The sequence below is a fragment of the Cetobacterium sp. 2G large genome (assembly GCF_014250655.1).
Classification (GTDB): Bacteria; Fusobacteriota; Fusobacteriia; order Fusobacteriales; family Fusobacteriaceae; genus Cetobacterium_A; species Cetobacterium_A somerae.
This window is the reverse complement of record NZ_JACHTH010000007.1, coordinates 443,164-457,619: the sequence shown is the minus strand read 5'-3', so window position 1 is coordinate 457,619 and position 14,456 is coordinate 443,164. Positions and strand designations below refer to the sequence as shown.

General features: G+C 29.5%; 12 protein-coding genes and 3 tRNA genes. 10 read left to right on the top strand and 5 right to left on the bottom strand.

Features of this window, described 5'->3' with window-relative positions; translation table 11 throughout:
• Positions 1 to 94 precede the first annotated feature (94 nt).
• The 4 genes from H5J23_RS12680 to H5J23_RS12665 all read left to right on the top strand — a co-directional run bounded on the left by H5J23_RS12680 (position 95) and on the right by H5J23_RS12665 (position 3,449).
• The gene (locus H5J23_RS12680) at positions 95 to 1,027 is read left to right on the top strand and encodes a nucleoside hydrolase (RefSeq protein ID WP_040407208.1); all 933 of its coding nucleotides are present in this window, start codon (positions 95 to 97) and stop codon (positions 1,025 to 1,027) included.
• 247 nt (positions 1,028 to 1,274) lie between these two features.
• Positions 1,275 to 2,462, top strand: a complete 1,188-nt coding sequence (gene gltS / locus H5J23_RS12675; RefSeq protein ID WP_023052503.1) for a sodium/glutamate symporter — start codon at positions 1,275 to 1,277, stop codon at positions 2,460 to 2,462.
• An 80-nt stretch (positions 2,463 to 2,542) separates the two neighbouring features.
• Positions 2,543 to 2,737 carry a hypothetical protein gene (locus tag H5J23_RS12670; RefSeq protein WP_023052504.1) on the top strand — a complete coding sequence of 65 codons (195 nt, stop codon included), beginning with the start codon at positions 2,543 to 2,545 and terminating at the stop codon, positions 2,735 to 2,737.
• Positions 2,738 to 2,813: 76 nt separating this feature from the next.
• Entirely contained in the window at positions 2,814 to 3,449 is a 636-nt protein-coding gene (locus tag H5J23_RS12665; protein WP_023052505.1) for a hypothetical protein, read from the top strand.
• A 43-nt stretch (positions 3,450 to 3,492) separates the two neighbouring features.
• Here H5J23_RS12665 and H5J23_RS12660 read toward each other — a convergent pair whose 3' ends face one another.
• Positions 3,493 to 4,776, bottom strand: coding sequence for an MFS transporter (locus H5J23_RS12660; protein ID WP_023052506.1), 1,284 nt, complete (start codon positions 4,774 to 4,776; stop codon positions 3,493 to 3,495).
• 118 nt (positions 4,777 to 4,894) lie between these two features.
• Between H5J23_RS12660 and H5J23_RS12655 the strand changes: the two genes are divergently transcribed.
• The gene (locus H5J23_RS12655; protein WP_185892607.1) at positions 4,895 to 5,626 is read left to right on the top strand and encodes a gamma-glutamyl-gamma-aminobutyrate hydrolase family protein; all 732 of its coding nucleotides are present in this window, start codon (positions 4,895 to 4,897) and stop codon (positions 5,624 to 5,626) included.
• Between the two features lie 2 nt (positions 5,627 to 5,628).
• Complete coding sequence (locus H5J23_RS12650) at positions 5,629 to 6,900, top strand: APC family permease (protein WP_023052508.1); 1,272 nt, start codon at positions 5,629 to 5,631, stop codon at positions 6,898 to 6,900.
• Positions 6,901 to 6,914: 14 nt separating this feature from the next.
• Here the strand turns inward: H5J23_RS12650 and H5J23_RS12645 are convergent, their stop codons facing one another.
• Positions 6,915 to 7,679 carry an exodeoxyribonuclease III gene (locus H5J23_RS12645; RefSeq protein WP_185892605.1) on the bottom strand — a complete coding sequence of 255 codons (765 nt, stop codon included), beginning with the start codon at positions 7,677 to 7,679 and terminating at the stop codon, positions 6,915 to 6,917.
• Positions 7,680 to 7,832: 153 nt separating this feature from the next.
• Between H5J23_RS12645 and H5J23_RS12640 the strand changes: the two genes are divergently transcribed.
• From H5J23_RS12640 to H5J23_RS12630, 3 genes are all read left to right on the top strand, one after another.
• A tRNA-Pro gene (locus H5J23_RS12640) sits at positions 7,833 to 7,909 on the top strand.
• 3 nt (positions 7,910 to 7,912) lie between these two features.
• A tRNA-Trp gene (locus H5J23_RS12635) sits at positions 7,913 to 7,988 on the top strand.
• A 7-nt stretch (positions 7,989 to 7,995) separates the two neighbouring features.
• Positions 7,996 to 8,072 (top strand) — tRNA-Met (locus H5J23_RS12630).
• Between the two features lie 88 nt (positions 8,073 to 8,160).
• Here H5J23_RS12630 and H5J23_RS12625 read toward each other — a convergent pair.
• From H5J23_RS12625 to H5J23_RS12615, 3 genes are read right to left on the bottom strand one after another with little or no spacing between them, the layout of a single operon-like run.
• On the bottom strand, positions 8,161 to 9,174 hold the full coding sequence (locus tag H5J23_RS12625) for a patatin-like phospholipase family protein (RefSeq protein ID WP_023052510.1): 1,014 nt from the start codon (positions 9,172 to 9,174) through the stop codon (positions 8,161 to 8,163).
• 7 nt (positions 9,175 to 9,181) lie between these two features.
• The gene (locus H5J23_RS12620) at positions 9,182 to 11,476 is read right to left on the bottom strand and encodes a glycosyl hydrolase family 18 protein (RefSeq protein ID WP_185892603.1); all 2,295 of its coding nucleotides are present in this window, start codon (positions 11,474 to 11,476) and stop codon (positions 9,182 to 9,184) included.
• A gap of 20 nt (positions 11,477 to 11,496) precedes the next feature.
• Positions 11,497 to 13,629, bottom strand: a complete 2,133-nt coding sequence (locus H5J23_RS12615) for a hypothetical protein (RefSeq protein ID WP_185892602.1) — start codon at positions 13,627 to 13,629, stop codon at positions 11,497 to 11,499.
• Between the two features lie 381 nt (positions 13,630 to 14,010).
• Here H5J23_RS12615 and H5J23_RS12610 point away from each other — a divergent pair, with 381 nt between their 5' ends.
• Positions 14,011 to 14,433: a hypothetical protein gene (locus H5J23_RS12610; protein ID WP_040406804.1), complete on the top strand. Its 423-nt coding sequence runs from the start codon at positions 14,011 to 14,013 to the stop codon at positions 14,431 to 14,433.
• Positions 14,434 to 14,456 lie beyond the last annotated feature (23 nt).

Genomic DNA, 14,456 nt, shown 5'->3' with positions numbered 1-14,456 from the left:
TCCTGACTCTATATCATAGCATGATATAAAAAAAAAATCTAGCTTAAAAATATTTTTTTATGATATAATTATAAAAATTTTGACGGAGGATGAGATGAAAAAGTTACCAATAATAATAGATTGTGATCCAGGATGTGACGATACAATAGCTTTACTTTTAGCTTTTGCTAGTGATAAATTAGATATAAAAGGAGTTACAGTTTCAGCAGGAAATGTTCATATAAATAATACAACAGAGAATGCAAGAAAGTTAGTAGGAGCTTTTAGACCAGAGATTAAAGTTGCAAAAGGTTGTGAAAAACCATTATTTAAAACTATAGTTACAGCTCCAGAAGTACATGGTGAAACTGGACTAGGATGTGTAGTTTTACCTGAAAAGGGAAAAGTAATTGAAAGCATAAATGCAGTTGAATTTATTGCTCAAACTTTAAGAGAAAACGAAGAGAAAATAACTATAGTAATAACTGGACCAATGACAAATATAGCTGTATTTTTGATGATGTATCCAGAATTAAAATCAAAGATAGAAAAATTTGTAATAATGGGAGGATCATCAATTGGTGGAAATGTCACTCCTTCAGCAGAATTTAATATTTATGTTGATGCAGAAGCTGCAGATATTGTTTTTAAATCAGGAGTTGAAATTATTTTATGTCCGTTAGATGTAACAATGAAAGCTTTTGTAACTGAAAAAGAATTACAAGAGATAGGAGAAATTGGAGGATTAGCAGCTGAAGTAGCTCATGGAGCAATAAAAAATGCTCTTGATTTCTATAAAGAATTTTACCAAAAAACAGAGGTTCCTATGCATGATCCTTGTACAATTGCATATTTGTTAAATCCAAATATATTTAAAGGGCAACACGTATTTTTAGGAACAGAGTTAAAAGGTGAATTTACTTATGGTGAAACAATAATAGACTATAGAGATAAACTTGGAAAAGAGAAGAATGCGTTAGTTTTAAATGAAATTAATAGAGAGGAATTTATAAAACTTATAAAAAATTCTGTAGAAATTTTAAAATAATAGTAATTAGAAAAAACCAAAGAAGTTAGCTTTGGTTTTTTTATTTGGCATTTTTTATAAAAAATAGTATAATGAAGCAATACTTTTAATTTTTTCGAGTTATTTTTTTCACATTTTTTGGCGATATATCAATGAATTAAATAATTAATTATTTAAATTATTTATATATTCTATTTCAAAAAACAATAATTAGGTGCTATAATCGAAAAACACGCACACTTTATAAACATTAACAGGAGGTATTAAGATGACAATTGAGTTATCAACAATTCAGACTATAGCAATGGCAGTTGTTGTATTGTATATAGGAAAATTTTTAAATCACAACTTCAAATTTTTAAAGGAAAATTGTATTCCTGAATCAGTTACAGGAGGAACAGCATTTTCTGTAATTACATTTATTGGATATAAAACAGGTATGTTTAATTTTATATTCGAGGACTCTTTAAGAAATATATTTATGATTGCATTTTTTACAACAGTTGGATATTCTGCGAGTTTAAAATTATTAAAGAAGGCAGGGATGCCTGTATTTATGTTTTTAATAGCTTCAGTAGGATTAGCAATATCACAAAATGTTTTAGGAGTAGGGTTAGCACAAATTTTAAATTTAAATCCATTAATAGGATTGGCGACAGGATCGATGTCAACGACTGGAGGACCAGGAACAGCTGGAGCTTTTGCTCCTATATTAGAAAGTTATGGAGCAGAGGGAGCAACAGTAGTTGCAATGGCTACTGCAACGTATGCTTTGATAGTTGGAAGTTTAATATCAGGACCTCTAGCTAATAGATTGATAAAAAAACACAATCTTTTAGAAAAGAGAGATGGAGTTGGAATGTATGATTCAGATGAAGAGAAGAAAACACCATTAGATCCAAAACATGTTTCTACAGCTTCTTTCCAAATAATAATGGCAATGGGAATAGGAAGTTTAATTTCTAACTATTTATCAAAAGCTGGAATAGTTCTTCCATCATATATAGGAGCTATGTTTGCAGCAGCTTTAATCAGAAATATTTCAGATTTTACTGGAGCATATGAGGTTCATTTGGATATTATAAATATAATAGGTGGATTTACATTAACAATATTCCTTTCAATGACTTTAATGAGTTTTAAACTATGGGAATTACAGGGATTAGCATTGCCTTTAGTGATAATGTTAGTTGCGCAGACAATATTAATAGGAGTATTTGCATACTTTATTACATTTAGATTAACAGGAAAGGATTACGATGCAGTTGTTATGACAAGTGGACATTGTGGATGTGGTTTTGGAACAACACCAAAGGCTTTAGCAAATATGGAAGCCTTAACAGCAAAATATTTTCCATCACCAAAAGCTTTCTTTGTTATTCCAATTGTAGGAGGATTATTTATAGATTTCTTTAATGCTGGAATAATAACTTTATTTATGAATATTTTACATTAATTATGAAAACACCTTCTAAAAATTAAAGGAATTTAAAAAAAATTAAGAAGAAACATAATAGAAATTAGGAGGTGGATTTTATGAAATTAAAACAAGCAATATCAAAAGTAGAGGAAAAATTAAAAGTTGAAAAAACTGAAGAACTTCATAAATTATTAGCGGAGTTGAAGAAGGTTGATGAAGAAATAAAAGAGAGCGAAGCTAGAGATAAAGCTGTAGAAGAGATTAAAAGAAAAAATGATCAAATAGAATGGGTAAATATAAAAGACGTTTAAGATGGGTTTAGATATTTTAAATGCATTAAAAAAAAAAGTATGATATAATTTATAAAAAGTTTTATGGAGGTATGTCGTGCTTAAAATATTTAATGATAGAGTATATGGACTAGAAGAAAGTTTAATAGCTAGCGGATATCCAATGATAGCCGAATCAATAGAGGAGTGGGATGAAACTCCAAATTTAGATGAAAAAGATTTTAAAAGAGCAGGAAAATTAGGAAATGTACCAACAGGAACAGGACATGATAATTTTCTAAAAGGTATAATAGTTCAGTTTGATATAACATATCCAAACTATTGGACACCACAATTTCAAAGATATCACTTTGCTGATATAGTATCATCAACATCAAAAATGCATAGATTAACAAAAATGGATTTGAAGAAGTCTTGTAATGAATATGTAGATGATGTAGTTATTGAAAACTTAAATAGATGGATTGAAATTTTTAACTCTTTTGAGAAAGAGCAAAAAGAGGTAGAGATAGATGGAAAAATTTATACAAAATATGAAATTTATATGAAAATAATTTCTAACTGTCCAATGGGACTAGAGCAAACAATGAGAGTTACAACATCGTATTTACAGCTAAAGACAATATATCTTCAAAGAAGATATCACAAATTAAAAGAAGATTGGGGAAATTTCTGTGATTGGTGTTTAACACTTCCTCATTTTGAAGAGTTTTGTTTAAAGAGTAATAAATAATAAAAAAGCTCCTAACAGGTTTTAATCTGAAGGGAGCTTTTTATTATCTTCTATTTCTAAGTAAGTAAATAATAGATGGATATAACCCAGGATAGTAAAGATTTTTTTGATAGGCTCTAACTTTTGTAAGAAGAAGCATACAATAAAATCTTAAAAATAAACTTATAAAAAACATAAGCTTTAATCCAGCATAAGAATCACCAAAAATTAAAATAGTCTTACCTTGTAAAAAGTTGGCTAAGTGTCCTCCTAAAAAGGCTCCTGTTAGGCCCATAACTCCTACAGACAAGGAGTAAGCTGCAGTATAAGAATCTCTATCAGGTGATGATAACTCTAAAAGTAAACTAAATAAAGAGAGATTTATAGCTGACCATCCAACAGCAGTTCCAATAGCATCTAACATAATTAAGCTATTGACGGTTTCTTTAGTCATTAAAAAGTAAAAGATAACAACATAGCTAGAAACAGCAATTCCGAAAGATAAAAGTTTTTTATATCCAATTCTCTCAACTAATTTTCCATAAATAAAAAATGCAATAATAGATAATATGGCAGTTAAAGAGCTAGATAAACCTAGAATATTATATGAAGCATTTAAATCAACAACAGCAAAATAATAAAAATATGGTTTTGTAAATTCAATAGAAAAATTCCACATAGCTATAAACATTAAAAAATTAAAAAAATTACTGTCTTTTAATGGTTTTTTTATAGAAAAACTTATTTGATTTTCTTTAAAATTTGGTATTTCATGAAAGTAAAGTAGAACTAGTGTTGTGATAGCAGCAATGGCAATTATAAAAGTTAATACTAAAATGCTTGTTTTTCCAGGAGTGTAGTTTAAAGATTTTGAAACTATATATGAAAAAACTACAGTTGACATGGAAATTAAAGTAAAACGTCTAGAAAAAAAAGTTCCACGATCTTCTTTTTTAATAATATCTCCAACTGAGCTTGTCCAGATTCCGCTTACAAAAGCCGAAAAGACTGAATAAATAAAAACTATTCCAACGAGGAGTCGATAATCTATTTTATCAAAAAGTACGATAAAAAATAAAAAACACATTGGAATTCTAGCTGCAGCGGCACTAAATAGTAAGGCTCTTTTTTTTGTTTTAAAAAGTTTATAATATGTTCCTAAAAAGATTTGAAGTAGTTGTAGACCTAAAGGTAACGTTGCGATAACAGATATCCAAAATGGTTCACATTTAAAGTATAGAGCCAGAGCAGTAAGAGCAAATCCTTGAATTCCCAGAGAAAGCATATTAGCACTCATACCCTCAACAGTTATAAGGAATTTATTTTTATCATAAGAATCACGAAACATAAATATTACCCCCTGTTGTAGTTTGTAATTAGATTTACTAAAAAAAAGAGAGATTCCTTTTAAATTTAAAAGGAAATAAAAAAGTAAAAATGAAAAATAGATAAAAGGAGATGATGAAATGAAACTAAAACCAATAATTGGAATTTCAGGAAGCATTATAGTTGATAATAGTGGGAATTTTCCAGGGTATGAGAGAGCATATGTGAATAATGATTATGTAGAGTCTGTAATTAGAGCCGGAGGAGTACCATATATAATACCGATTACTGATGACGAAGAACTTATTAAGGAGTATACTCGGAATATTGATTGTTTAATACTATCAGGAGGACACGATGTAAATCCACTTTTATGGGAGGAGGAACCTATAAAAGAATTGGGAGAAACTTTTCCTAAAAGAGATCGATTTGAATTTCTTTTAATTGAAAATATGTTAGAAGAGGAAAAACCAATTTTAGGAATTTGTAGAGGAGAGCAAATTTTAAATGTATATTTTGGCGGAACTTTATATCAAGATTTATCTTTAAAAAAAGATAGTAACATTAGGCATAATCAAAAAGTAAAACCAAATTTAGAAACACACACAGTTGAAATAAATAAAGAATCATTATTATATGAGATATTAAAAAAAGATAAGATTTTAGTAAATAGTTTTCATCATATGGCAATAAAAGATGTAGCAGTTGGAATGAAAATCACAGCTCTTTCTAAGGATGGAGTTATTGAAGGTATTGAAATGAGAGAAAAAAATATACTAGCAACTCAATGGCATCCTGAAATGTTGAGTAAAACAAATGGGTTGATGCAGCGATTGTTTAATTATTTTATTAGTATTTCTAATAAGGAGTAATTATGAAAAGTAAACTTGGATTTTGGAGTATTGTTTTATTAGGAATAAATTCAATAATCGGATCAGGAATATTTTTACTGCCAAATAAAGCATATAGTTTAGTAGGAACAGGAAGTATATTTGTAATTTTATTTGATATGATATTAGTTTTAAGTATAGCTTTATGCTTTGCTGAAGCTAGTGGAATGTTTAAAAGAAATGGTGGTCCATACATTTATGCAAAAGAGGCTTTTGGAGAATTTGTAGGATTTGAAGTGGGATTTATGAAATGGGCCATTGCTATAATAGCTTGGGCTGCAATGGCTGCAGGATTTGTTCAAGCTTTAGGTGATGTGTGGGAGCCAGCAAAAGAAACTATGACAAAGGATATAATAATAGCCATTATTATATGTGGATTAGGAGTAGTTAATATTTTAGGTGTTAAAATATCAAAGCTGTTAAATAATATAATAACTTTAGGAAAGTTAATTCCTTTAATAATATTTATAGCTGTTGGAATCTTTTTTATAAAAGGCAGTAATTTTGTGCCTTTTAATATTTTGACAACTTCAGAAGAGGTAAATTTTGCACCAGCAGCTTTGTTAATGTTTTATGCTTTTACTGGATTTGAATCAATTGCTGTAGCCGCAGAAGATATGCATAACCCAGAAAAAGACTTACCTATAGCTACAATAACTGTAATGCTTATAGTTTCAATTTTTTATATTTTAATATTAATGGTTTCTATAGGTGTTTTAGGAAAAGATTTATCAACTAGTTTGACTCCAATAGCTCAGGCGGCGGGAAATTTTATGGGAGAAGCTGGTGCTTTATTAATAACAGCAGGAACTTTAGTATCTATTGGAGGAATAAATATAGCTGCATCTTTTGTTACTCCTAGGTGTGGAGTAGCTCTTGCAGAGGATGGAATCTTACCAAGAGTAATAGCAAAAAATGGTCGATATGGAACTCCAACTATAGCCATAATAATAACAGTTATTTTAGCTCTACTGATAGCTTTATCAGGAAGTTTTGTAAAGTTAGCAGCAATTAGTGTAATCTCAAGATTTGTTCAATATTTACCAACTTGCTTAGCGATTCCGGTATTGAGAAAAAAAAGACCTGATTTAGTGAGAACATTTAGAGTACCCTTTGGTCCAGTAATTCCAATTTTTGCTATTGTGGTTAGTTGTTGGTTAGTATATAACTCAGATATAGAAAAGATTTTAATAGGATTAGGTGGGCTTATTTTAGGAATACCAATCTATTTCTTTATGAAGAAATATTCAAAATAAAAAAGGGCTCTCAATTAAGAGAGCTCTTTTATTATAAGTTCTACAGGGCAATGATCAGAGCCCAAAATATCGTTATGAATATTTGCTTCAACAATTTTATCTTTTATTTTATTAGAAACTACAAAGTAATCTATTCTCCAACCAGCATTATTTTTTCGAGCGCTGAATCTGTATGACCACCAAGAGTATTTTTCAATAACATCTGGATGTAAATATCTAAAACTGTCTACAAATCCACTTTCAAGTAGTTCACTAAATTTATTTCTTTCTTCAACAGTAAATCCTGCATTTGTTTTATTTGATTTTGGGTTTTTTAAATCAATTTCAGTATGTGCAACATTTAAATCTCCACAAAGAATTACAGGTTTTTTTGAATCTAAATTTAAAAGATAGTTTCTAAAATCATCTTCCCAAGTCATTCTATATTCTAATCTAGCTAATTCAGTTTGTGAGTTAGGAGTATAAACATTTACTAGATAGTAATCTTTAAATTCTAAGGTAATAACTCTTCCCTCTTTATCATGATGGTCTATACCTATATCATATGATACAGATACTGGAATTTCTTTTGTAAATATAGCTGTTCCTGAATAACCTTTTTTTTCAGCATAGTTCCAATAGCAGTTGTATCCTTCTGGATTGAAATCAACTTGTCCCTCTTGAAGTTTTATTTCTTGTAAACAAAAAATATCAGCATCGATTGAATTAAAGTATTCTAAAAAATTTTTTTGAAGAACAGCTCTAAATCCATTAACATTCCAAGAAATTAATTTTTTCATATATAACCTCCGTATAATTAGTTCAAAATTATCTACTAGTGATTATATCACAAAATAAAAAAATAAAAAAAATAAAAAAGTTTGTTGACATAAATAATATTTTATGATACTATAATTATGTAGCAAGCAACCAGCTACGAAAACAAAATAGTTCGGAATATAGCGCAGTCCGGTAGCGCACCTGCCTTGGGAGCAGGGGGCCGCAAGTTCGAATCTTGCTATTCCGACCATGCAGGTCAATGGCTCAATTGGTAGAGCATCGGTCTCCAAAACCGAGGGTTGGGGGTTCGAGTCCCTCTTGACCTGCCATTTATTTGCCTAGATAGCTCAGTTGGCTAGAGCACCCGGTTCATACCCGGGCGGTCGAAGGTTCGAATCCTTTTCTAGGCACCATTTGGAACTTAAACTCTGTAAAAAGAGTTTTTTTTATTTTTTGCAACTTTAATAATAAAAAATCTACTGATATTTCTATCAGTAGATTTTAATGATTTAAAATAAGTTGTAAAACAATATCGTCTAACTTATCTTTATTATTTTTTATAAATTCATAAGCATCGTAAGAAAGATTTTCAATATTATTATTGGATTTATTATCTAGTTCTAAAGAACCTCTGTATAATCTGGGATTTAATCTGTAGTAATTCCATTTATTTTTAGAAGAGTCAAAAATTTTTCTTAAAACAAAATCATCTGTATTAGATTGTGCAGAAAAAAGAATATCGATGATGGGAACGACCCATTTAGCTCCACCTTTAGTCTTAAGATGCTCATAATTTTTATACCCTTCTTTTTTCCCAGTTCCAATAGATATAAGAATCATATCATCTGATCCTGGAAAGGACGGTTTATCCTCTTTTAAATACTTTTTAAAATCAATATTTCTAGCTTCAGCATATGCAATGAGAGCTGGATTGTTTGCAAAAATCCCTCCATCAATACAGTTATAAACATCATCATTTAATGAAATTAATCTTTTAGCATTGAAATATACAGGTGCTGATGAAGTTGCTATAACAACATCTTTTAATTTAAAATTCTTTAAAGGTTTTCTTTTAGCGTTTAAGCTATCAAAAAAAATCTCTTTAGCTCTGATTAAATCATAAGAGGTTGACATAAAAGGTTTTACTGTATCACTTAAATTAATCTCTCCAAAAAGAGAGTTAGCTAGTTCTTCAAGTGCTTTTGTAGAGTATTTAGGACGAAGGATTCCACCAAAAGATGAAACCCTTCTAATTATATTTTTTTTAAAAATTTTATCTCCACAATTTTTATAAAGCTCTACAATTTCTTGAGCACTATGATAATTTGGGGATGTATAAAGGGCTCCAAGAATACCGCCAGTACTCGTTCCTACTATTAAATCAAAATATTCATGAAGGTATATTTTTTGCCCAACCTTTTTCGATATTTCAGTTTCTAAGTATTCGCAAATAATTGCGGGGATAATTCCCTTTACTCCACCACCGTCAATAGATAAAATTCTAAGTTTTTTCATAAAATCACTATTTAATAAGAGGAGCTACAGCATTTTTAAATTGCCAATTGTGATATTTGTCCCAGTCGATGCTCCAAGTCATAAATCCTTTAACATCATATCCTCTTCTTTGTACTTCTCTCCAAGCTTCAACATAAACATTCATATCATTAATTGCACCAGTTCCAGCAGCACCAACACCAGCAGGTAATCCAATAGCTAAAATCTCTTGAGGAATAGGTCCGATAGGGAATAATTGTGCATATTGTCCTCCCCATGCAGGTCCATCGTGTCCTTTTATAAGAGCTTCAGTAAATTCAGGAATAAATTTAGCTTGATTTTTACAATCAATAACAACTCCACTTCCGTCAAAAGGATAAACACCAGTTCCAGGTGCATTATAATATTGTGGATGTATTGTTGTAATTAAATGTTTTGTCTTTTTTATAAGGTCAATGTATAGAGTTCCAAATCCAGTGTTAATTAAGTATGCTACTTCTGGAGCCATAGAATAAATAAAGTTAGGATCTTTAGCTCTAAAATACTCAATAATTTCTTTTATAGCATCAACAACATAAGTAGTTCCATTTTGAGCACTTTGTCCTTCTAAATCTATATCAAAACCATTAAATCCATACTCTTCAATAATATTTATAACACCGTTTTTAAAGATTTGTTTATCAGATTCTGATTTGATATGGAATACACCATTTTGTCCACCAATTGCAATAATAACGTTATGTCCTTTAGCTTTCATTCTAGCAACTTTCTCTTTAAATTGAGCTTTTGTAACTTCATTGCTTGCTTCAGGGTTAAAAACAGGAGTTAAGTGATCTGGAGATTCGATGAAAGAAACTACAATAGTATCATATTCAGCAGGAGTATCTTCAAGATCAACATATGATGTTTGAATATTTCCACCCCAAGAAGACCAGTATCCAACTAAAGTTTTCTTTGAATTTCCAGAAGATTCTTTTTTTATTGTAAGAATATTCGTTTGATAATATGTTACTATTGAATTATTTGTTCCAGCAAATACTAATTGTACAGTGTTATTTCCAGTTAATAATGGAAGAGATGCTACTGCTAGTGAAACACTAACCATAGAAGATCTTCTTGTGAATTCTACAGGTTTTGTAGTAGTTTTGAAGCCATTAACGTAAACAGCGTATTCAGTGTGAATATTTAAAGATGGAATTGATACTGTTCCTAAAAGTTGAGTATTATCTCCATTTAAATATATTGCTTCTACATCTGTTGCACCAATTAATGGTAGTTTTTCAGGGAAATTTACTGTTGGAATCTCAGGATCAACAGGTGGATCTATTGGAGGTTCAACAGGGGGAGTAGTTCCGCCTTCAACAGTTTCACCGTTTATAATTAAAGTTATAGGTTGTCCATTTAATGTAGCGTTAGAAGCAACATTAATATCAAAAGGAGCACCAGTTCCATTAATTCCATCGATTTTAAAGTTTCCGTTAGGTCCTAAATTAAAATGAGGTGCACCAGACCAATCGGCTCCTGAAGTTATAGAGAATCTACTTCCAGTTTTAGAAGCATTAATTTGCCATTGAGAAAGTCCAGTGGCAGGAGAATCGAAGTTTATCTCCCAGTTCCCACCGAAATTTTCAGTTGAATGTGAAATAAGTTCGATAGCAGCACTAAATCCATTGCTCCAAGATTGGCTTGAAGTAAGTTTTAATGTAGCAATTTTGTCACCAGTTGGTGGAGGGATAATAACATCCTCTTTAACAGTAACTAGATTAGATGATTTTATAATTTGCTCTAATGATTGAGCACCTCTATAAGAGAAAATAGCTTCAACAATATAATCTCCTGGAGTTAAAACAGTAGTGAAAGTTATAATTTCATTAGGATTAGTTGTTGTTTTTTGTTCGATTGTATTTCTAACAGAAGTTTTTAAGTAATATGTAACTTGGTTTATTCTATTTTGAGAATCAGAGATAGCTTTCGTAGAAACGGAAGCTTTTTTATTTGTGATATTTAGTTCGATACTTCCAATAGTAGGAACTATAATCTCAGGTTCAACAGGAGGATCAACAGGTGGCTCAGGTGTTTCAATATCCACATCTAAATCGAATATATTTTTTTCAACATTAGACAGTAACTCTTTTATTTCGAAGAAATATATGATTGATGATTCCATGTTTAAACTATTAATTTTATTCTTTAATTCAATTAATTGTATATTTAAAGATTCAAGTTCATTGCTTGCATCAACAAATCTTTTCTTTAGATTATTATAGTGATTTAAAACATTTGAAAAATGAGATTTTATATTTTGTATTTCTAAAGTATTCATTACACGCTCCTTGTATAAAATTATAGTGTAGCTTCTTTCCAAGCTTCGTTTGATGATGGTGGTTGATCCCATGCAGAAACATACCATCCATTAGTATAATATTTACCGTTATAGTAAACTCTTGTATTTGAATTAGGATAGCTCATTGATTCATGCCAAACTGGAGTACCGTTATATATTCCAGAATCTGTTGAGAAAACTAATGGAGCTACATCTGCGTTTGTGCTGTTATAAATTTGGAAAGCTTTAGTGAAAGCTAGCTCTTCTTGTGCTAATCCAGTAGAGTCAGGACCATTAACTTCTGAACCATTATTTGCTTTATCTCTATTTGTAGACCAAAAAGTTATCATTCCAACATTTTTAGTTTTACAAAAGTTGATAACAGGAGAAACATCCTCTAAAAAGAATGTGTTAAAAGCTCCGGTATCGTTTATTCCAATCTCAGGACATATTCCAATCATAGACCAAAGCTCATCATCGGTTTTAATAACTCCGTGATTATTATAAAGGTTTTTTAGTTGTGAATGTAGATTTGTCATAGCTGAAATAGATTGCTCAGCCATATTTCCAGCGTAAGCTCCACCATAACACATAGCCATTATATTAACTCCTTCGATTTCAACACCTTTTTTAATAGCGTCATCTAATAAAAGAAGCTCATTTTGATTTAAACCATAAGGCATAACAGGAAGAGTAAACCAAAATCCAACATATCTACCTTCAGATTTTAATTCGTCTTGTAAAAGTTTTATAGCACTATGATTTCTTTTGTTTTCTTCACAAGTTTCGCTACCAGAAGTTCTATTATGTTCCATATCAAAATCAACTCTATTTAAATTCCAGTTATTTATAATTGATTTATATTTATTTTTTAAATCTTGAATATCTGTTATAACTTCATTTAAATAAGGTCCATTAAGACCACCAAAAGATATACAAACATCTCCACCCATAGATCTTAATCTTTCAATATCTTGCATAAGTCCAGCATTAGTTCCTTTGTTACCAGGTAGATTTATATTTCCTGCCCAAGCTGGATTTTTGTTAGAATCAGCGGTGATAAATCCTAAGTTATAGAACTGAACACCAGTTATTTTAGATTTGTCAGCTAATGCGAATTTAGAATTAACATCATCTCTAGCCGCATCTACAAATGGTGCAAAAATACCTCTAGGCCATTTTTTACTAGGTGTAGGATTAGGGTCTGGAGTTGGATCTGGATTAGGTCCAGGCTCTGGTTCAGTTGTATTTCCTTTAATGCTTATAATATTAGAATTTAATAAAATCTCTCCAGTTCTAGAACCGATGTTATATTTACAATTGCAGTTGAAGAAGTAGTTACCTTCATTAACTTTTGTAAATTGAACGTGATCGAAAGGATTGTTATTAATTATTGTTTCGATTGAAGTATTATTTGTATTCTTAAGTGTATAAATAACCTCAGTTATTGCAGAATCTTTATCTGTGATTTTAGTTAATAATCCTTTAGGAGTGTTTTCAAAAGCTGTTAAAGCTGCACAACAAACAGTTGGAATCTCTTTATCAACTAATTGAACTGTAATATTATTTGATTTTATAGTATTGCTTTGTATAACTTCGTTAGCGCCATCATAGTAATAAGTTGCTATAAAATAGAAAGTTCCATGTTCTCTAAAGTTAAAGTCTATTCTAAACATAGATTCAGGTAAAGAGATATGTAAAATTTCATTATCTCCAGAAGCTGTTTCCTTATACAGTTTATATTCAACGCTATTTAATCTAATTTCAGGATCAACAATATCTTTTAAAGAACCTACTAATGTAGTTTTAGTATCTTCTAAAAGAGCTGTTCTAATTTCAGGAACAATAATTTCAGGAACTTCTGGCTCACTTACCTCGATAATATGCTCTAAATCGAAAATCATTTTTTCAACATCATAAGCAAGAGCTTTTATCTCAAAGAAATCGTTGATATTATTACTGCTATTTAAGCTTTGTGATAGATTTACTAAAAGTTCTAATTTATTTTTTGTTATATTATATTCTGGATTTGATGAAACAATATCCATTATTAAGTTCATACTTGTTTGAAGAGTTTTAAACTTATCAAAAAGTGATGTGATTTTACTTTTTAAATCACTAACTTGAAAATCTAGTTCATTATTTGAATTCAAAATAAATTGACCTCCTATTTTTATTGTATTTGTATTAATTTCATAGATTGAAATTATTATTTTGTAAAAAAGAAAAAATATTTCAAAAGAATTTAAAATTAATGATAAGTGAATTTATATTAACATACCTCGATTAAAAATTCAAACTAAAAAATAAAAAAATAAAAAAGCTTATTTAAAGAGAAATATCCTAAGAAAAATATACATATAGAAAATATATATAAAAAAAATTAAAAATATTGTTGATTATTTTTAATAAAAAATGTATTATATTTTCATAAATGTTTAAATTAATGCAATATAGTTTAATTTTTAAAAAGAAATAAATAAAAATGATAAGTGAAAATATTTTAAGATATTTTTATAGTGAAAGGAGATAGTATGTTCTTTAATAAGAAAAATAAAGAGCTAAAAAAAGAAGTTGCTAATCTAACTGCCATAAATAAAGAATATGAAGAAAAATGTGAATATTACCAAGAGAAATATTTACAAATTAAAACAGAATATGTTGAAGCTCTGAAAAGAAATGAAAACTTTAATAATGCTTTTAGAGAGAGCTTTTCAGAATTATCTTCAAAATTAATATCGGTAGAGATTACACTTTCTAAATTAGAAGAAAAAAATAAAGAGTTCTCAAAAACAGAGATTCTAGTAAGAAAATTCCAAGAGCTTGAAGGAGATTTGATAAAACTATCAAGAGAGATTGGAAGATTGTCAACATTTTTAGAAAAACACACAAACTTTAATAAAGAAACATCAACTTATCAAGCAAATCTTGAAAAATCATATAGAATGTTTAAATAAAAATTTACTAAACGGAGGATAAA

Excerpts from the sequence above, each read along its gene's own strand:
- H5J23_RS12650 (WP_023052508.1), top strand. The coding sequence starts at position 5,629 with ATGAAAAGTAAACTTGGATTTTGGAGTATTGTTTTATTAGGAATAAAT.
- H5J23_RS12610 (WP_040406804.1), top strand. The coding sequence starts at position 14,011 with ATGTTCTTTAATAAGAAAAATAAAGAGCTAAAAAAAGAAGTTGCTAAT.
- H5J23_RS12670 (WP_023052504.1), top strand. The coding sequence starts at position 2,543 with ATGAAATTAAAACAAGCAATATCAAAAGTAGAGGAAAAATTAAAAGTT.
- gltS (WP_023052503.1), top strand. The coding sequence starts at position 1,275 with ATGACAATTGAGTTATCAACAATTCAGACTATAGCAATGGCAGTTGTT.
- H5J23_RS12660 (WP_023052506.1), bottom strand. The coding sequence starts at position 4,776 with ATGTTTCGTGATTCTTATGATAAAAATAAATTCCTTATAACTGTTGAG.
- H5J23_RS12645 (WP_185892605.1), bottom strand. The coding sequence starts at position 7,679 with ATGAAAAAATTAATTTCTTGGAATGTTAATGGATTTAGAGCTGTTCTT.
- H5J23_RS12680 (WP_040407208.1), top strand. The coding sequence starts at position 95 with ATGAAAAAGTTACCAATAATAATAGATTGTGATCCAGGATGTGACGAT.
- H5J23_RS12655 (WP_185892607.1), top strand. The coding sequence starts at position 4,895 with ATGAAACTAAAACCAATAATTGGAATTTCAGGAAGCATTATAGTTGAT.
- H5J23_RS12625 (WP_023052510.1), bottom strand. The coding sequence starts at position 9,174 with ATGAAAAAACTTAGAATTTTATCTATTGACGGTGGTGGAGTAAAGGGA.
- H5J23_RS12620 (WP_185892603.1), bottom strand. The coding sequence starts at position 11,476 with ATGAATACTTTAGAAATACAAAATATAAAATCTCATTTTTCAAATGTT.